The sequence below is a fragment of the Candidatus Manganitrophaceae bacterium genome (assembly GCA_016200325.1).
In the GTDB taxonomy this organism is placed as follows: Bacteria; Nitrospirota; Nitrospiria; order SBBL01; family Manganitrophaceae; genus Manganitrophus.
Map to the genome: position 1 here is coordinate 572,320 of JACQEZ010000011.1, position 18,273 is coordinate 590,592.

The following is an 18,273-nucleotide window of genomic DNA, read 5'->3' on the forward strand; positions in this document are numbered from 1 at the left end:
GGGCGGCCATGGGGCCGCCCCGACCCAACCGATGTCACATTTTTATTTCTGCATGAGTCGAAAGGACGGGGTCCCATGATCGAATGGTTTGTTTCAGCGTTGCGCGGAAATCCGGAGATCGCCCTCTTCCTTGCGCTCGGTCTGGGGTTCTGGATCGGATCGTGGAAGTTCGGCAGTTTCAGTCTGGGAGGGGTCACCGGATCGCTGATTGCGGCGCTGCTGATCGGCCAGGTGCATGTCGAGGTGCCGGGTCTGGTCAAGACGGTCCTCTTCATGCTCTTCCTGTTCGGGACCGGTTATTCCGTCGGGCCGCAGTTTTTCCGTTCTTTGAAGGGGGACGGCCTCCGTTCGCTCGCCTTCACGGCGGTACATTCCGGCGTGGGGCTCGCCATCGCCTATGCGGTGGCGCGACGGCTTCAACTCGATCTCGGCCTGTCGGCCGGCTTGCTCTCGGGCGGGCTGACCCAATCGGCCGCGATGGGAACCGCAAGCGATGCGATCATGGCGTTGCCGCTGCCGGAGGCCGAACGGCAGCTGCTGGTCGCCCATATCGCTGTGGCCGATGCGCTGACCTATCTCTTCGGCGTGATCGCGCCGATTGTCTTCCTCACGACCCTTGCGCCCCGCTTGATGGGGATCGACCTGAAGGCCGAGGCGGCGGCGCTCGAAGCGAAACTCGGGATCAAACGGGCCGCCCCCAACATTATCTCGGCCTACCAGCGGTTCGCCTTCCGCGCCCACCGGGTCGAAAATGCCGATTTTATCGGAAAGCCCGCCAACGAGGTTGAGGTGATCCTGCCGACCGGAAGGATGTTCGTCGAGCGGCTCCGCCGCGGCGACCGAATCCTTCCGCTCGATTCGAACACGCGGATGGAGCGCGGCGACATCCTGGTCCTTTATGGACGCCGGGAGCTCGTCCTCGAGTTTGGGCCCCGCCTCGGTCCCGAAGTCCACGACCCGGAGCTGCTCGATTTTCCGATCCAGGTCGCCCGGGTCATCGTGACCAATAAGGACATTACGGGACGGAGTTTCGGCGAGCTGGCAAGCTGGCCGGCGGGCCGCGGGGTGGGGGTCCGAACGCTCCTGCGCGGCGGCCAAGCGATCCCGATCTCTCCCGAGACGGTCCTCGATCGCGGGGACGAGATCGAACTGATCGGGCCGCAGCCCTCCGTGGAGCATGTCGCGCGCGAGATCGGCCAGATCGAAGTCCCCACGGCGAGCACCAACCTCATGCTGGTCGCCACCGCCATTGTCCTCGGGGCCTTCATCGGTCTTCCATCCCTCATGCTCGGAACGTTGAAACTGTCGCTGACGACCAGCGTCGGCGTTTTGATCGCCGGTCTGGTCTTCGGCTGGCTGCACGCGGTGAGGCCGGCGATGGGAAAGATCCCCGACGCCGCGGTCAACCTGATGACGCAGCTCGGCCTGGCCGGATTCGTCGCGGTGGTCGGTCTGCATGCCGGGCCGATCTTCATCGAGGCGATCAAAGCGACCGGTCCGCGGCTGCTGCTCGGCGGGGCGGCGGTCACACTGACGCCGATGCTCGTCGCCTTCTGGTTCGGCCGATACGTCTTGCGGATGCACCCCATCCTTCTGGTCGGCGCCATCGCCGGCACCCAGACCGTCGCTCCGGCGCTGATCGCGTTGCAGGAGAAGGCTGACAGCCCGACGCCGGTCCTTGGCTACACCGTGCCGTATGCGCTGGCCAATATCCTGCTCACCATGTGGGGCACGTTCATCGTATTGTTGCGTTCGCAGTTTGGATAAAAATGAAACAGAGGAGAGGTCCATGAAAAGTCAAAGATCGTTACGATGCTGTACTCATGATGTTCACGGCAGCGGTGTTGCTGATGTCGCCGTTCCGGGCGATGGCCCGGGAGGTCTCCACCGATTCGGCGACCCTCAAACGCCTCGTGCAGGAGGCCCAAAGTGATTGAGTATATCACCGCGCATCTCGGCGCGAACGTATTCGGCAGCGGCCAATAACCCTCAACCGGTATTCATGACGGCCTAAAGAAGGAGCGGGACATGAGAAAACAAATCGCAATGATGATCGCATTAACGGTCAGTCTATTCGGCATCGGGCTCACTTTCTCCGGCGTAGAAGCGGCCGAAGGGCCACAGTTAGAGATTTATGGTTTTACTCAGTTGGATGCCATTTATGACTTCAAAAAGACCGATCCTGATTGGGAGGCGACCCTCCGTCCCTCCAAGATCCCGGTCGAATGCGCGGGTCTCACTGCTGACCCAGGATGCGGTTTAAAGAACGGGAATACCCTCTTTAGTGTCCGGCAGTCGCGCTTCGGCGCCAAGGCCGACTTTCCGACGGATGCGGGACAGATACAGACAAAATTCGAATTCGACCTCTTCGGCGTCGGCGCGGATCAAGGTCAAACGACGATCCGCCTGCGCCACGCGTACGGAGAGTGGGGGCCCTTCCTGGCCGGCCAGACCAACAGCCTCTTCATGGACGGGGACGTCTTCCCCAACATCGTCGATTACTGGGGGCCGGGCGGCATGGTCTTCTTCCGCAATATCCAGTTCCGCTGGACGCCGCTGAAAACCGAGCAGCAGAAATTCGCGGTGGCCCTTGAGAACCCCGGGTCCGCACTCGACGTAGGGAACGCAGCCACGCCGGAAGGCTGGAAATCATGGAATCGCTATCCGGATGTGACCGCACAGTACCGCGTCGACCCGGCCTGGGGCCATGCGCAGCTGGCCGGCATCGGCCGTTGGCTCGGCTATCAGAATCCAACCATCCCGACCGGAAGAAATTCCGGACACGTATTCGGCGGCGGGGCCAACCTGAGCGGAAGCCTCAAGACCATCGGCAAGGACAAGCTTCTGGCGCAGGTGGCCTACGGCAGAGGGATTGCCGCCTACTTTAACGACTACTGCACCGATCTCGCCCCCAACGGGGCTCTGACAGAGGCCGAGGCCGTCCCCCTGCTGGGATGGCTTGTTTATTATGATCATTACTGGAGTGAGAGGTGGAGCAGCACCATCGGTTACAGCACACAACGCCAAAACAATACCGGCGGGCAGTCCGACAATGCCTTCAAGGATGGGGCCTACGCCTCGGGAAACCTGCTGTGGTACCCGACGAAGGAGGTCTTGATGGGGGTGGAGGTGCTTTGGGGCCAGCGCGAAAATAAGAATGGAGATAAGGGAGATGACACGCGCATGCAGTTCTCGGCAAAATACAACTTCTAATGTAGGCTCAAGGGGCTGTTCCAAGCAACTTCCCGGTCGGTTGCCCAGCTCTTTTTTTCGCTTCGGTTAGGTTTTCTGTTTGCCCGACTTCGATTGAGAGTAATGGAGATGACTCACTTCTATTAGCTAACACAAACAGGGTCTGAGGGTTCTTGTTTATACTCATTCGAATGGGTGTATTGTGTTCTTTCTCTGTCTTTAAATAGAATGACCATCAGGCACGGATGACCCTCAACCGTTCGCCTCCGATCCAACCGCTCCTGATATCCAGAATATCCAACGTTCCTCCGTTTCCGTATTTCCACGTTTACCTCTTTACACCTTTTTAAACCATGAGCCTCCCTCGGCGATGAATGCGCCGAGGCAAAAGCGAATCTTGATTCAGCAGCAACGGGACCACCTTTATGCTCCGCCTGTTTACTGCGTGCATCAATACAAAGCAGACCGGCGCCTATGGCCATTCTCGGTCCAACGCGACAGAGCGCCTTCGAGATCGATCACAGCAGAGATGAGTTGGAGGAGAGAGTATGCCATCACGGATTGAAGATTACGGCTTTATCGGAGACAGGTACGGCTCGGCGTTGGTGTCGCGCGAGGGATCGATCGATTGGCTCTGTGTCCCACGATTTGATTCGGACGCCTGCATGGCGGCGCTGCTCGGCCGAGATGAGCATGGCTGTTGGCTCATTCATCCGGGCGTCGACGTGCGCCGCAACGCGCGTCGTTATCGGCCGGGGACGCTGATCCTGGAGACCGACTTCGAGTGCGACGGCGGCGCGGTTCGGATGATCGATTTTATGCCGATCGGTCTCTATGCCCAGTCGGTGATCCGGATTATCGAAGGGCTTGAAGGAAGCGTCCCGGTTTTTTCGTGGCTTGGCGCGCGCTTCGGGTATGGCCGGAACAAACCCTGGATCGAAAAAACCGAAGACGGGATTCGGCTCACGGTCGCCCCCGACTCGCTGATTCTCAGAACCCCGGCCGCCGTTGAATGCACCGAGCACAATGTGCGCGGCCAGTTCACGGTGAAAAAGGGAGAGCGCGTCCCGTTTGTGCTGTCGTGGCAGGCGGCGCATCTTCCGCCCCCCGACCCGCTCGACCCGATCTCGGCCCTCTCCGAAACGGAGCGATGGTGGAAGGAGTGGTCGGGGCGATCCCGGTATCGAGGTCCATACAAAGAGGTCGTCGACCGCTCGCTCATCGTTCTCAAGGCGATGAGCTATGCCCCGACCGGGGGGATCATCGCCGCCCCGACGACCAGTCTTCCCGAAGAGGTCGGCGGCGTTCGCAACTGGGACTATCGTTTCTGTTGGCTGCGTGACGCGACCCTCACCCTCCGGGCGCTCATGGCCGGCGGCTATGTCGACGAGGCGACCGACTGGCGCAACTGGCTGTTGCGAGCGGTCGCGGGGGCGCCCGAAGAAATGCAGATCATGTATGGGGTGTTGGGAGAGCGCCGATTGACGGAGTTCGAGGCGCTGTGGCTCCCCGGCTATGAAGAGTCGCGTCCGGTTCGGATCGGCAACGCCGCAAGCGATCAGTTCCAGCTCGACGTCTATGGCGAGGTGATCGAAGCGATGTATGAGGCGCGCCGCATGGGGATGTCGGAGGGGGCCGGGCGCGGGCAGTTGCGTGCTTTAATGGAGTTCCTCTCCACCGCGTGGCAGCGACCCGACGACGGCATCTGGGAGGTCCGCGGCGGACGACAACACTTTGTCTACTCCAAATTAATGGCCTGGGTGGCGATCGATCGGCTTGTGCGTTATATCGAAGAGTTCCTCAAACCGGAGGATGAGCTTCACGCAATGCTGTCGTCGATCCGCGCCCTGCGAGATCGGATTCGTCGGGATATTCTCGAGCATGGTTTCAATCCGAAGCTCAATGCATTTACACAGGCCTACAACAGCGAAGCGCTCGATGCGACGGCACTCCTCATTCCAGAGATCGGTTTTTTACCGGGCAGCGATCCCCGCGTGCAAGGGACAATCCAGGCGATCGAAAAAAACCTTCTGCGAGACGGCTTCGTCCTCCGCTACAACACGGAGCATACGAACGACGGTCTTCCCGGCACCGAAGGGGCGTTTCTGGCATGCAGCTTCTGGCTCGTCGACGCCTATGCTTACTCAAACCGACGGAGTGAGGCGGAGGGGCTGTTCAACCGATTGCTATCGCTGCGCAACGACCTCGGTCTCTTGTCCGAGGAGTACGAGCCGAGAACGGGTCGTCTGATTGGAAACTTCCCGCAGGCGTTCTCGCACCTGGCGCTGATCCAATCGGCGCGCGTTCTCGGCACTGAAAACAGATAACGAATGGGAACCGATCATTGGGAGCGGTCAAGGGGAGCGGTCAAGAACGAGAGCAGATCGGCGTGATGAAACGGAGTTGGACGGTAACAGAAAGGAAGGAGGAATTCATGAATGCGGAAGAGTTGGAGAAATGGATGGAGCGGGTGCCGAAGGGAAAAAAGAAAATGCCGGCGCTGAAGGGGGTTCGGGGACGGGTGAAGTTCGAGGCGGAAGGGGGCGGGGCCTACCTCCTTCAGGTCGACGACGGCGAAGTGGAATTGAGGGGCGGCGGAGACAGTGCGGAGGCGGTCGTGATCTGCGAATCCAAGGCGGAGATCGCCCGGCTGCTGCGCGGCGAAGCGCACCCCGTCGTGGAGGCGCTGCAGGGGCGGGCCGCCGCGGGGCAAGGCGACCGGGAGCTGGCATTGAGGGTCGTCCTCGAGCTTCGGGGGGGCTCTCCCTTTATCGAAGGGAAAGAGGCGCGAAAGAAGGAGGGAGCGAAATGAGTCAGACAATCAGCATTCTCGATGGGAACACCTTTGCCGTCAGCGATATTCGCGGCGACATGGAGGCGACGCCGGCCGATACCTATGGGCTGTTTCTCAACGATACCCGGTTCCTTTCCCGCTGGGTTCTCACGGTGGACGGACGCCGGCCGAATGTCCTTTCGACCGACACCCTCCACTATTTCCGGGCGCAGTTCTACACCACCCTGTCGACCGGGACGATCTACGTCGACTCGGACATGTCGCTTGTGCGGCGGCGCGCGGTCGGAGACGGATTCATGGAGGAAATTATCATCGTCAATCACGGAAAAGAGCCGAAGAGGCTGCAGGTACGCATCGAGGCCGGCTCAGACTTCGCCGATCTCTTCGAGGTCAAAGATAAGCTGGCGAAGAAGGGGGAGTTCTATCACCGGCTGGACGCCGACAAGTTGGTGCTGGGATACCGGCGCGACCGCTTCGTCCGGGAGACCTGGATTCAAAGCAGCGCCCCCGCCACGCGGGAGGAAGGCGCGCTCAACTTCATCGCCGAAGTGCCCGCGCACGGCATGTGGACGACGACGATCGAGGTCGTGGCGGTGATCAACCCGGGGCGCCAGGTGAAGCCGCGGGTCAAGTACACTCCCAAAGACATCGAGCCGCGGCCCGAGCTCGGCGAGGGTCTGGAAGAGTGGATGGCGTCGGCGCCGCGCCTCAACGCTTCCTGGGAGCCGCTCAGCCGCATCTATGAGAGAAGCCTGCTCGATCTGGCGGCGCTCCGGTTCAGCTCTCCCGTCATTCCCGAGCCGGTTCCGGCGGCCGGCCTTCCCTGGTTCATGTCGCTTTTCGGACGGGACAGCCTAATCGTCAGCTTCCAGGCGCTCCCCTTCACCCCCGAGCTTGCCGCGGCGACCCTTCGTCTCCTGGCGCTTTTTCACGGCCGCGTCAACGATCCGTTTCGGGATGAAGAGCCGGGAAAAATATTGCACGAGCTGCGCCTCGGCGAGAAGACCGCCTTCGAGGAGCGCCCCCACTCGCCCTATTTCGGCTCTGCCGACGCGACGCCGCTCTTTCTCATTTTGCTGGAGGAGTACGAACGGTGGTCGGGAGACCGGAAACTGGTCGCCGCGCTGGAGCGTGAAGCACGCGGGGCGATCGAGTGGATCGATCGCTTTGGCGATCGCGATGGCGACGGCTATGTCGAATATGAGCGGCGCAACAAGGAGACCGGCCTGGAAAACCAATGCTGGAAAGATTCGTGGGATTCGATCGCGTTCGCCGACGGGACCCTGGCCCCCCTCCCCCGCGCCACCTGCGAGATCCAGGGCTATGTCTATGACGCCAAAATGCGAACCGCGCGCCTGGCCAGAGAGGTCTGGGGCGATCCCGCCTGGGCCGATCGCCTCGAACAGGATGCGAAGGCGTTGAAGGAGCGGTTCAACCGGGACTTCTGGATCCCCGAGCGGGGCTTCTTCGCCTTGGCGCTCGATGGACAAAAGAGGAAGGTCGACTCGCTCACATCGAACATCGGACATCTCCTCTGGAGCGGGATCGCCGACCAAGACAAAGCCGATCAGTGCGTCCGCCACCTGATGGGGGATGCGCTCTTCTCCGGTTGGGGGGTGCGGACGATGGCGCGGGGGGAGGGCTCCTTCAATCCGATCGGATACCACGTCGGCACCGTCTGGCCCCACGACAATTCAATCATCGCCTGGGGACTGCGACGCTACGGCTACAAGGCCGAAGCGGCGCGCCTATCGCTCGGGATCTTGGAAGCGGCGGTTTATTTTCACCATCGCCTCCCCGAAGCCTTCGCCGGTTATCCGCGCGAGATGACGCAATTTCCGGTGGAGTATCCGACCGCCTGCAGTCCGCAGGCCTGGGCCACCGGCGCGCCGCTCCTCCTCATCCGTACCCTTCTGGGGCTTGAATCGGACGGGCAGCACCTAATCGTCGATCCGGCGATTCCGCCTCCGATCGACCGGCTGGAGCTTCTGGATGTGCCGGGCCGGTGGGGTCGGATGGATGCCTTTGGTCGGGCGCGGCTGGCTGCAGCCGCCTAATCACCCAGATCGTGCGCGGTGAATGCAATTGGAAGGGAATGTAAAAGGAACGGATCATGAGGTCATTGATGTGGATGGGACCGTTATTTTTGATCGGTATGCTGATCGGATGCGCCGCCCATCCAACAGACATTATTCAAGATGAGGGTTTTCTCTCCGCCGGCGGTTTCAGGGTCATTCGTGCCGATGATTCTGAGAAACGACGGAATCTCGCGACCCTTCCCGCACACCGGCTGGTCACCGAGACCAAAGGGGGTGCTGTCTATTATGTTTATGCCGATTCGACCGTCTGCGGGTGTATCTACTTTGGGGATGAGGAGACCTATCAGGAATACCGACGCCTTGCCCTTAACAGACACCTGACCCATCGGGAAGCGATGAAGGCCAAACCGGATCAGCGGATTGCGCTCGATTGGGCGGTGTGGGGAAATCCCGGTTGGTGGCTGGGATAAGGAGGCACCATGCAAAGGGAAAATCATCTTCAAGATAATCGCGGGTCCCAATTCAGGATGAGAGGCGGAATGGTCGTTGCGCTCCTTCTGGCGATCTTGTCCCTCCCGATCGAATCGTGCAGCACCCTCGATGCGCACTCGATTCAATACGCCGGGGCGTCCCGCTTTCCAGCGAGCAATCCGGCCAGGGTAAAAATCTTGCGCGGGGAGCCGACAGATCGGAGTCAGAGGCTCGGCGAGATTGTTGTCGACGCGTCGGTCGATCCTGCGCCGTCTGTGTCGAAGGTGGAGGAGAGATTGCGTATGGAGGCAGGGAAGTTGGGGGCGGATGCGGTGGTGGTTGTGTATGACAGCATTCAGGCGATCGGTGTTTATCTCCTCGGCCCTTGGTGGAATGGAACCGTGCCTCTCAAAGGAGAACGACAGCTGATTGGGGTGGCGATTAAATATCTGAATCCGGCAATCAACGGACCCGGTTGATACACGTCTCGCGTCATCAGCATCCGTCCTTATCCCCTGTAAGTGCCTTGCATTCAGCGTCGGGAAAGGGGATGGAGAAAATAAGGCTGCAACACAGAAAAAGCATGTCCAGACGATAGAAGAAATTTCATTGAGCGGGAGATCCGGCTTTACAATTATCCATTTTATAAGAGGAGACGATGAAAACCATCAGAAGAACAAAGATCATCGGGGTTGTCCTCATTGGGCTGACACTCGGACGGGGTGGGGCTTCCCTGAGCGCCGATCAGGGGGGACGCGCTTCCCCGCTGAAAATCACGGAATCATCCGAGCAAAATGTCATTCATGAGGCCACTCACTTAGTAGGAGGAGAGACAATGAAGTCGATCGACAGAGCAGAAATCGTTTCAATGGCCCTGATTGGGCTGTTATTCGGTCTGGGAGATGTTTCCCTTGCCGCCGATCAGGGGACGGCCGCCGGTCCGGGAAATGTGGTAAGCGTCGAGAAAACCAGAGTGACGGCCCAGGTTAAGGCAATCGACAAGGCCAACCGATTGGTGACGCTTCAAACCCCCGACGGTGAGACCAGAACCATCGAGGTCCCAGAAGAGGCCAGAAACTTCGACCAGATCAAGGTCGGAGACAAGGTGACAATCGATTACCTTCAGACCGTCGCGGTGGCGATTAGAAAAGCCGGAGAACCAAAGCCGCCGTCCGACAGGGCGACGGTCGAGGTAGCGCCCAAAGGCGAAAAACCATCCGGGAGGATTGTGAAAACCCACGAGATGACGGCCAATGTTGAAGCCGTCGATCCGGCCAAGCACACCGTGACACTGAAGGGCCCTGAGGGAAACTCGCAGACCTTTTCAGTCGATCCGCAGGTGAAGCTGGAGAAAATCAATGTCGGCGATAAAGTCGATGTTCAGTACACCGAGGCACTCGCACTCAAGGTAACGAGCCCTTCCTAATTGCCATGCCGGGCGTCGGGGAGCGCGTGCGCTTCAGCCTTCTTCGACGTACCGGTACAGTTAGGCTGAATTGTTCCGGATAAGGAAAGAGGGGGCTTTTCTACAATACCGTATAGGAATGTTAGCCCGAATCTTCGTCGCGGTGGGAGCGCCTGTAGCGGACGGCGATCACTCACGACGGCGGAGGGTCTGACAAGAAAGGAAGAGCGCCTGAATGCCACGGGAGCCAGCCGTTGTGAGCCGCTCCGATAAATCCGGACAAAGGCACACTATGTTGTTCCGAATTGGCCGATCCCGCAGGCTCAATAAGTTCGAACCGGGTTTCCGTGGGCGGCCGGTGACGGTCGGCCCAGAACGACCGAACGGCCTGGCACGGTGACTGGTTTAACGCGGCGGGTAGAAGAAGATAGAAGGAGGCTTCGATGAAAGGAATCGCAGGACTGACGGCGGCAATCTTGTTGGGAGGGGTATTCGGCCTCTCCGTTGTTGCTGCGGAGGAAAAGGTCGTGCAGGCGACCTCCCCGTGGCAGGCCCGGGGATATGCATTCCCGGTGAGCGATGACGAGGTCTATTTGGTCAGCGTTTTCACCGGGACGATGTTCGTCACCAATGATAGAGGGGCGCTAAACTCGCTGTCGATTGTCTGTCCGGGAACGATGAATGGAAATTTGAAGACAAATACAAAAAGCGGGCAAGGCCGCTGCATCCTCAGCGACGTGGATGGTGACCGGGTGTATGCCCACTTTACCTGCACCGGAGATCCGCAGAGCTGCCGCGGGCCGTTTGAATTGAACGGAGGCACCGGGAAATTCATCGGCATCACCGGCCGGGGAGAAATGATCTCCCAAATGCAGGTCCATCAGACAGGAACGGTGGCGGGATATGAAACATCCCAGCTTTTGAGCGAAGGGGTCGCGGTTTGGCCGAAGTTGACCTACAACATCCCGGCGAAGTGAATGAGCGCGGGGAAATGGAGGGACCATGAAGATTCATTTGATCATCGCTCTTTGGTTTTTGTTGGGTTTGGCCGTCATGAATGAAGTGCACGCTGAAATCTTTGTCTATCCCGAAAAAGGCCAAACCCAACAGCAGCAGGAGCAGGATGAATTTGCCTGCTACAGCTGGGCCAAGCAGCAAACCGGCGTCGATCCGAATCAAGTATCACAACAGCCGGCCGGCACGCCGCCCCCCAGCGGGGGGGCCGCCGGTGGGGCGGTAAGGGGAGCGGTTGCTGGGACGGTGGTGGGAGCCATTGCGGGCGATGCCGGAAAAGGAGCCGCGATCGGCGCCGGCGCCGGCGCGGTGGGAGGCGCTGCGAAACAGCGGAACCAAGCGGAGCAGCAACAACAAACGCAGCAACAGGCGACGGCCCAGCAACAGCAGGCAAATCAAAGCTATAACCGCGCGTACAGCACCTGTTTGCAGGGGAAGGGCTATCGGGTCGGATAGAACTCGACGAGAGATGATAACAGGCACAGATAGGTCCGCTGAAAGGAGCGATCTTTGAATGCAGTCAAGGGGATTCTATGCATCACCATGTTGCTGATCGCAGTATTGGAAATGCCTTCTTTTGCAGAAGAGACAGGAAACAATGAATGGGAGTGGACGATCGTTCCCTATGTCTGGATCCCCTCAATGAAAGGTCATCTGATCATTGGTCACGAGGTTCCGAGCAGAGATGTCGGAGTCGATGAAATTATCGATACTCCCGCCCTTGATGGCATGCTGCACCTGGAAGCGAGAAAGGGGGCATTCGGCCTCTTTCTGCAATCGAACTATTTTAAGTTCGACAATGATCAAGGAATTCGTGGGGTGAACGTAGATATCAACGTCATGGGATGGATGTTCGAATTCGGCGGATTTTATCGGCTCGGGGAGTGGGGAAACAAGCGGCCAGGAGTTCTCGATCTGATTATTGGGGGAAGGCACTGGAGCGCGACAACAGAAGTCACTGCAAATTCCCCTGTCCCTGGAGTGAGACTCGAATCCACCCAGGGCAACCATGTGCTCGATCCCCTTGTGGGCCTTCGTTTTGGGGCTTATGTGACGGACCGACTTGCTTTCACAATATGGGGAGATATCGGCGGGTTCGGGGTGAACAATACAAACTTCGAGGCCATACGGAGCTGGCAGACGCTCGGTTTTTTAGAATATGACTTTAATGACATGATCAGTTTGCAGGTCGGATATCGAGCCCTTGCGCTCAACGTCCGGGATAAAAATTTGAGCTCGAATAATGAGATGAAAATTACCGCCCAAGGGCCGGTCGTCGGATTGTCCTTCCGATTCTGATCGAAGGGAAATCCGACGAAGTGGAGGTGGACTGAGCGCACCTCATCCATATCAATCAGGAGGAATCTATGAGCGCCATAAAAAGAATTCTGTTCATTGCGACATTGCTTCTCATCGTCGTGCCCGGAACACGCTCCTTCGCAGAAGACGATAAATTTGAATTTACGATTGTTCCCTATTATTGGTCTCCCACTGTTCACGGCCATGTGACTATCGGAGAACAGACCCTAGGTGGGAATGCTGGGGTCGATCAGCTCTTGGACAAGACCGATTCGGCTGTGATGGTGCAGATGGAAGCCAGATTCGGGCGCTTCGGTCTCTTTGTCCAGCCGAACTATCTTAAAGTAGAAGACACGCAGACTGTTCTGAACACGAACGTCGATACCACGCTTAAAGCCTGGATGACCGAGTTCGGCGGGTTCTTTCGTATCGCCGAATTAGGGGCCGGAACTCCGCACAGGACCTCTTTCGATCTGCTGATCGGAGGAAGGTATTGGGGACTCGAGACAGACACGACAGCGAGCGCTCCGATTGTCAATGTGACACTCAACAATCACAATAACACCGATGTCGTCGAGCCATTCGTTGGGCTACGTCTTCTAACCCACTTGACGGAACATATCATATTCGGCGGGCGAGGAGATATCGGCGGCTTCGGTATCAGCACAAATGACGTCAAATCAAAACTGACCTGGCAAGCGATCACCTTTTTGGGATACGAATTCAACAAGGTCATCGGAGTTGAAGCCGGATACCGCTGGTTGTCGATCGATATGGAGGATAAAAACCTCTCCGTGAACAATGAAACCAAACTTACTTTTAATGGATGGATCGCCGGGGTATCGTTCCGATTCTAAATGACGTGCTGAACGATCGGGAGAGGTCCGATGGATCAACGCATACGATATCCCACGCTCTATCAGATCAATACGCCGATTTACTTGACCCAGCTTTCACGAAACCATCGGCGCCCCGCTACCCTAGACGACATCGCCGACTCGGATTTAAACGCGCTGGTGGCGTGGGGCTTCGACTGGGTCTGGCTTCTCGGAATTTGGCAGACCGGTCCGATGGGGCGGGAGGTCTCCCGCTCCATTCCCGAGTGGCGCCGGGAATATGAAGCACTTCTGCCGGATTTCTCCGAAGAGGATATCACCGGCTCCTTTTTCTCCGTGGCCGATTATTCGGTCCATTCAAATTTCGGCGGAGACCCGGCGCTGGCCCGTTTGCGCGAACGGCTGAAAGCCAGAGGGCTCAAATTGATGCTCGATTTCGTCCCGAACCATACGGCACGCGACCACCGATGGGTGCGGCAACACCCCGACTATTATGTGACGGGAAACGAAGCCGATCTCGCGCGGGAGCCCTGGAACTACACCCGCGTCGGCCGATCGGAAGATCGCGCCGACCGCGCCGATCGCATTATGGCCTACGGCCGGGATCCCTATTTCCCGGGATGGCCCGACACATTCCAGCTCAATTACGGCCACCCTGCCGTGCAGGAGGCGATGATTGCAGAGCTCCTGAAGGTCGCCGCCCGTTGCGACGGCGTCCGCTGCGACATGGCGATGCTTCTGCTCCCGGAGGTCTTCGAGCGAACCTGGGGAATCAAGGCGGCGCCGTTCTGGCGAAAGGCCATCGACGCGGTTCGAGAGCAATATCCCGAATTTCTCTTTATGGCCGAAGTCTACTGGGACTTGGAGTGGGCCCTGCAGCATCAAGGATTCGATTACTGTTACGACAAGCGGCTCTACGATCGATTGAGGGAGGGACAGGCCCGGCCGGTGCGGGAGCATCTCCGGGCCGGCTTGGATTTCCAAGATCGGCTGGCCCGCTTTCTGGAGAACCACGACGAGCCGCGTGCCGCCGCCGTTTTTCCGCCCGAAATACATCGTGCCGCCGCGGTGATCACCTTTCTTTCACCCGGCCTCCGCTTCTTTCACCAGGGAGAGCTCGAAGGGAAGCAGAAGCGGGTTCCGGTCCATTTGCGCCGGGGGCCGGAAGAGCCGGTCGATGAAGCGATGTTGAAATTCTACGATCTCTTACTCGCCTGCTTGAGGGAAGAGCCGTTCCGGCAGGGGAACTGGCGGCTCTTGGAGGCGGCCGCCGCCTGGGAGGGCAACGGGACCTTCGACCATTTTATTGCCTATGGATGGTCGGGACCCAACGCCGCACAACGGCTGGTAGCGGTGAACTTCAGTTCCACCCAGGGCCAATGCTACGTGCGGCTTCCTTTCCCGAAGCTGGCGGGCCGCACTTGGCGTCTGCAAGATCGGATGGGGTCGGCCGTTTATGACCGAAACGGCGATGACCTCCTGAGCAGAGGTCTTTATCTCGACATGCCGGCATGGGGTTACCATCTTTTTTCAGTCGAAGCGCAGGTGGAGTCTGATGAGTCGATTCCGACACTTCTTTCCGAGGCGATCCGTTCTAACTAGAGGAGTCCTAAGATGGGAAATAATAAAACCGAAGAGCAGAAAAGATTAGAGGAAGCGTCCTCCCCACGGGGCCCGTGGAGAAAGTGGGGCCCTTATCTGAGTGAGCGGCAGTGGGGGACGGTGCGGGAAGATTACAGTGAATCGGGTGATGCCTGGAGCTACTTGTCACACGACCAGGCTCGATCCCGCGCCTACCAGTGGGGAGAGGACGGAATCGCGGGGATCTCCGACGACAAGCAACGGCTCTGTTTCGCCCTTGCCTTCTGGAATGGTCAAGACGCGATCCTTAAAGAGCGGCTCTTCGGCTTGACCAATGCCGAGGGGAACCATGGCGAGGATGTCAAAGAATATTATTTCTACATCGACAATATGCCGACGCACTCCTATATGAAATATCTCTACAAGTACCCGCAGGCTCCCTTTCCTTACACCGACCTCGTCTCCACGAATCAAGGAAGAAACCGAGGCGACTTCGAATACGAGCTGCTCGATACGGGGGTTTTCAAGGAGGACCGCTACTTTGATATTTTCGTCGAGTATGCCAAGGCTTCGCCCGAAGAGATTCTGATCAAAATCACCGCCCACAACCGCGGTCCCGAGCCGGCGTCGCTCCATCTGCTGCCGACCCTCTGGTACCGCAATACCTGGTCGTGGGGGGACGTCGTCCTCAAACCGCAACTTCAGCAGATCAATCCCGGCGAGGGGTGGGGGGCGAGCGTGATCGAGGCATTCCATCCCGACCTCGGCCTGCGCTACCTTTATTGCGCCGGATCGCCTCCGCTCCTCTTCACCGAAAATGAAACGAACAACCAGCGGCTCTTCGGCGGGCGGAACGCTTCTCCCTATGTCAAAGACGGGATCAACGATTCGGTCGTGAACGGCCGGGGAGACGCGGTCAACCCGGGGAAGAAGGGGACAAAGGCCTCGGCCCATTATCAGATGGAGATCGGTCCCGGCCAAGAGGCGGCGGTTCAACTCCGCCTGATGAGGGTCGCGCCGGCCGATGTCCGCAACCACCTCTTCGGAATTCCTTTCGAAGAGATCGTGGAGACCCGGCAGCGGGAGGCGAATGAATTTTACCGTTCAATTACACCCGCCTCGGTCGGAGAGGAAGAGGCGCGGGTGATGCGCCAGGGGCTTGCCGGGATGCTCTGGTCGAAACAGTATTACCGATATGATCTGAGTCAATGGCTCGATCAGCATGACGCCGGGCCGAGGCATGGCATGCGGCGGCCGATCCGGAACCAGGATTGGTTCCACATGATCAATGAGCAGGTCATTTCGATGCCGGACAAATGGGAATACCCCTGGTATGCCGCCTGGGACCTCGCCTTTCACGCGGTGGCGCTCTCCGCCGTCGATGTCGATTTTGCCCAGGAGCAGCTCGATCTGATGTTGCGCGAATACTATCTTCATCCGAGCGGCCAGATCCCGGCCTATGAGTGGAACTTCAGCGACGTGAACCCGCCGGTGCATGCCTGGGCGACGCTCTTCGTTTATCAGACTCAAAAAAGACTGCGCGGAAAGGGGGATATCGCTTTTCTGAAACGCGCTTTCAATAAGCTGATGGCCAATTTCACCTGGTGGGTGAACCGGAAAGACCGGGAAGGGCGGAACATCTTCGAAGGAGGCTTCCTCGGCCTCGACAACATCGGCGTCTTCGACCGGAGCGCGGCGCTCCCGACCGGCGGACATCTGGAGCAGGCCGACGGCACCGCCTGGATGGCGATGTACTGCCAGAACATGCTGGAGATGGCGGCGGAGCTCGCCGTCGAGGATCCGGTCTACGACGATCTCGCCCCCAAATTCGCCGACCACTTCCTGTTGATCGCGTCGGCGATGAACCGGATGGGGGGCGGGGCGACCGGACTTTGGGATGAAGAAGACGGTTTCTATTATGATGTCCTCCGGTTGCCGGACGGCCGTGCCGTGCCGCTCCGGGTCCGGTCGATGGTCGGCCTCCTTCCGCTCTGCGCGACCACGGTGGTGGAGCCGTATCAACGCGAACGTCTCCCCCATCTTTTAGAGCATGCGTCCCGGCGGATGAAGCAGATGCGTCAGGCCTCGGCGATCCATCCGACCGGACCGGGGCGCCTCGGCGTCAACGGCCGCGGGATTCTGGCGCTGGTGAATCCGCACCGGCTGGTCCACATCTTGTCCCGCATGCTCGACGAGAATGAATTTTTGAGTCCCTATGGTTTGCGCTCCCTCTCCCGTTATCATGAGGAGCATCCCTACACTTTTTATGTCGACGGCCGGGCCTACCGGGTCGATTATCGACCGGCCGAATCGGACTCCGGGATGTTCGGCGGCAACTCCAACTGGCGCGGCCCGATCTGGTTCCCGGTGAACGTGCTGATCATCCGGGCCCTGCTCCAGTTCTATCTCTATTATGGAGACGACTTCAAAGTGGAATGCCCGACCGGCTCGGGAAACCGGATGAACCTCTTCGAAGTCGCCCGGGAAATCACGGCCCGCCTCACCCGCATTTTCCTTCCCGATGCGCAGGGCCGACGGCCGGTCTTCGGCGGGACGGAGAAGTTTCAGGCCGACCCGAATTGGCGGAACAATCTTTTGTTTTATGAATATTTTCACGGCGACAACGGCGCCGGTCTCGGCGCCAGCCATCAAACCGGTTGGACGGGAATGGTGGCCCCGTTGATCCAAATCTTCAACACGATCGATGCAAAGAGTTATCTCGAAGCGGGAAAGAAGTTCGGCGTGACCGATGTCGCGGCGGCCGCTTAAACGGATAAGGGAGGAGGGGAAAATGCGGTTCAGAATGATTTTCGTTTTGCTGGGGCTGACGCTCGGCGTCGCGGTTTCCGGATGGGCTGAAAGTGAAAGCGACAATGGACTCGATCCAACCAATCCAATCTCCCGGACTGACTTGCGATATCAATATCAAAATCTCCCCCCGTCAAACCATGACCGCTTTCACAGCCTCGCACTCAGGGGAGACCAGCTTTATATAATGAGCCAAGAATGGGCGTGGGCGACCCGGCTTGATCTCCCACTCGTGATCACCAATCAGGCCAGTTCGGACAATCCGAGCGGTGATACCAAGCTCGGATTCGGCGATGTTCTGCTCCAGGCAATCGTGATCAACAGACCGAGCAGCACCTTTGCCTGGATGGCCGGCAGTCAGTTTATCTTGCCGACGGCAAGTCAGGATCAAATGGGCGCAGGCAAATATCAGATCATTCCAAGTGCGGCAGCGCGGTGGACGCTCACCGGTCAAAGAGAGGGGAGTTGGTTCGCCCCATTGGTCCGCTACGCGGTCGATGTGGCCGGAGAGGATAATCGCAATCGGATACGGGAATTCCAGTTTGCCCCCAGCTTGAATCTCACACTGACGGAAGGATGGTTCCTGAATTTCTATCCAAGCAGCGATATCCGATACAACTTTGAGGCCCAAAGGCCGGGCGACTCGGGGAAATGGTTTATCCCGTTCGATTTTTTGGTGGGAAGAAAGTGGAGTCCAACGACCATCGGAACCCTGGAGGTCTCTTTTCCCCTCGTGCAGCAATATCAAGTTTATGACTTTAAAATAGAAGCGAACATCTACTTTTTATATTTCTAGCGAGGAAGGATCTTCCGGGTCATGAAGCGCATATTAAA

The 18,273-nt window shown here is 58.5% G+C and carries 15 protein-coding genes; all 15 read left to right on the plus strand.

Translation table 11 applies throughout. From position 1 onward, the window contains the following. The first annotated feature begins 75 nt into the window (after positions 1 to 75). The 15 genes from aspT (at position 76) to HY282_10715 (ending at position 18,235) form a co-directional block, all read left to right on the plus strand. The gene (aspT, locus tag HY282_10645; protein ID MBI3804206.1) at positions 76 to 1,767 is read left to right on the plus strand and encodes an aspartate-alanine antiporter; all 1,692 of its coding nucleotides are present in this window, start codon (positions 76 to 78) and stop codon (positions 1,765 to 1,767) included. A 381-nt stretch (positions 1,768 to 2,148) separates the two neighbouring features. Further along, positions 2,149 to 3,213, plus strand: a complete 1,065-nt coding sequence (locus HY282_10650) for a hypothetical protein (protein ID MBI3804207.1) — start codon at positions 2,149 to 2,151, stop codon at positions 3,211 to 3,213. 527 nt (positions 3,214 to 3,740) lie between these two features. Further along, positions 3,741 to 5,519, plus strand: a complete 1,779-nt coding sequence (locus HY282_10655; protein ID MBI3804208.1) for a glycoside hydrolase family 15 protein — start codon at positions 3,741 to 3,743, stop codon at positions 5,517 to 5,519. A gap of 107 nt (positions 5,520 to 5,626) precedes the next feature. Continuing rightward, entirely contained in the window at positions 5,627 to 6,004 is a 378-nt protein-coding gene (locus HY282_10660) for a hypothetical protein (protein ID MBI3804209.1), read from the plus strand. Next, positions 6,001 to 8,043: an amylo-alpha-1,6-glucosidase gene (locus HY282_10665; protein ID MBI3804210.1), complete on the plus strand. Its 2,043-nt coding sequence runs from the start codon at positions 6,001 to 6,003 to the stop codon at positions 8,041 to 8,043. Before HY282_10660 ends, HY282_10665 begins: the two co-directional genes overlap by 4 nt. A gap of 74 nt (positions 8,044 to 8,117) precedes the next feature. Continuing rightward, positions 8,118 to 8,495: a hypothetical protein gene (locus tag HY282_10670; protein ID MBI3804211.1), complete on the plus strand. Its 378-nt coding sequence runs from the start codon at positions 8,118 to 8,120 to the stop codon at positions 8,493 to 8,495. Between the two features lie 57 nt (positions 8,496 to 8,552). After that, positions 8,553 to 8,975: a hypothetical protein gene (locus tag HY282_10675; GenBank protein MBI3804212.1), complete on the plus strand. Its 423-nt coding sequence runs from the start codon at positions 8,553 to 8,555 to the stop codon at positions 8,973 to 8,975. A gap of 179 nt (positions 8,976 to 9,154) precedes the next feature. Beyond that, complete coding sequence (locus HY282_10680; GenBank protein ID MBI3804213.1) at positions 9,155 to 9,922, plus strand: DUF1344 domain-containing protein; 768 nt, start codon at positions 9,155 to 9,157, stop codon at positions 9,920 to 9,922. 422 nt (positions 9,923 to 10,344) lie between these two features. Further along, the gene (locus HY282_10685) at positions 10,345 to 10,878 is read left to right on the plus strand and encodes a hypothetical protein (protein MBI3804214.1); all 534 of its coding nucleotides are present in this window, start codon (positions 10,345 to 10,347) and stop codon (positions 10,876 to 10,878) included. Positions 10,879 to 10,903: 25 nt separating this feature from the next. Next, positions 10,904 to 11,371 (plus strand): hypothetical protein, encoded by a 468-nt coding sequence (locus HY282_10690; protein MBI3804215.1) that lies wholly within the window; start codon positions 10,904 to 10,906, stop codon positions 11,369 to 11,371. Positions 11,372 to 11,425: 54 nt separating this feature from the next. After that, entirely contained in the window at positions 11,426 to 12,214 is a 789-nt protein-coding gene (locus tag HY282_10695) for a hypothetical protein (protein ID MBI3804216.1), read from the plus strand. A gap of 68 nt (positions 12,215 to 12,282) precedes the next feature. After that, positions 12,283 to 13,071 (plus strand): hypothetical protein, encoded by a 789-nt coding sequence (locus HY282_10700; protein ID MBI3804217.1) that lies wholly within the window; start codon positions 12,283 to 12,285, stop codon positions 13,069 to 13,071. Positions 13,072 to 13,101: 30 nt separating this feature from the next. Further along, positions 13,102 to 14,652: an alpha-amylase gene (locus tag HY282_10705; GenBank protein ID MBI3804218.1), complete on the plus strand. Its 1,551-nt coding sequence runs from the start codon at positions 13,102 to 13,104 to the stop codon at positions 14,650 to 14,652. A 12-nt stretch (positions 14,653 to 14,664) separates the two neighbouring features. Further along, the gene (locus HY282_10710) at positions 14,665 to 17,400 is read left to right on the plus strand and encodes a glucosidase (GenBank protein ID MBI3804219.1); all 2,736 of its coding nucleotides are present in this window, start codon (positions 14,665 to 14,667) and stop codon (positions 17,398 to 17,400) included. Positions 17,401 to 17,422: 22 nt separating this feature from the next. After that, entirely contained in the window at positions 17,423 to 18,235 is an 813-nt protein-coding gene (locus HY282_10715; GenBank protein ID MBI3804220.1) for a hypothetical protein, read from the plus strand. The last annotated feature ends 38 nt before the right edge of the window (positions 18,236 to 18,273 follow it).

What these genes read in the sequence shown, in the direction of transcription:
- HY282_10660 (MBI3804209.1), top strand. Translation starts at nt 5,627, where the DNA reads ATGAATGCGGAAGAGTTGGAGAAATGGATGGAGCGGGTGCCGAAGGGA.
- HY282_10700 (MBI3804217.1), top strand. Translation starts at nt 12,283, where the DNA reads ATGAGCGCCATAAAAAGAATTCTGTTCATTGCGACATTGCTTCTCATC.
- HY282_10710 (MBI3804219.1), top strand. Translation starts at nt 14,665, where the DNA reads ATGGGAAATAATAAAACCGAAGAGCAGAAAAGATTAGAGGAAGCGTCC.
- HY282_10680 (MBI3804213.1), top strand. Translation starts at nt 9,155, where the DNA reads ATGAAAACCATCAGAAGAACAAAGATCATCGGGGTTGTCCTCATTGGG.
- HY282_10675 (MBI3804212.1), top strand. Translation starts at nt 8,553, where the DNA reads ATGAGAGGCGGAATGGTCGTTGCGCTCCTTCTGGCGATCTTGTCCCTC.
- HY282_10685 (MBI3804214.1), top strand. Translation starts at nt 10,345, where the DNA reads ATGAAAGGAATCGCAGGACTGACGGCGGCAATCTTGTTGGGAGGGGTA.
- HY282_10655 (MBI3804208.1), top strand. Translation starts at nt 3,741, where the DNA reads ATGCCATCACGGATTGAAGATTACGGCTTTATCGGAGACAGGTACGGC.
- HY282_10670 (MBI3804211.1), top strand. Translation starts at nt 8,118, where the DNA reads ATGGGACCGTTATTTTTGATCGGTATGCTGATCGGATGCGCCGCCCAT.
- HY282_10705 (MBI3804218.1), top strand. Translation starts at nt 13,102, where the DNA reads ATGGATCAACGCATACGATATCCCACGCTCTATCAGATCAATACGCCG.
- aspT (MBI3804206.1), top strand. Translation starts at nt 76, where the DNA reads ATGATCGAATGGTTTGTTTCAGCGTTGCGCGGAAATCCGGAGATCGCC.
- HY282_10690 (MBI3804215.1), top strand. Translation starts at nt 10,904, where the DNA reads ATGAAGATTCATTTGATCATCGCTCTTTGGTTTTTGTTGGGTTTGGCC.
- HY282_10715 (MBI3804220.1), top strand. Translation starts at nt 17,423, where the DNA reads ATGCGGTTCAGAATGATTTTCGTTTTGCTGGGGCTGACGCTCGGCGTC.
- HY282_10665 (MBI3804210.1), top strand. Translation starts at nt 6,001, where the DNA reads ATGAGTCAGACAATCAGCATTCTCGATGGGAACACCTTTGCCGTCAGC.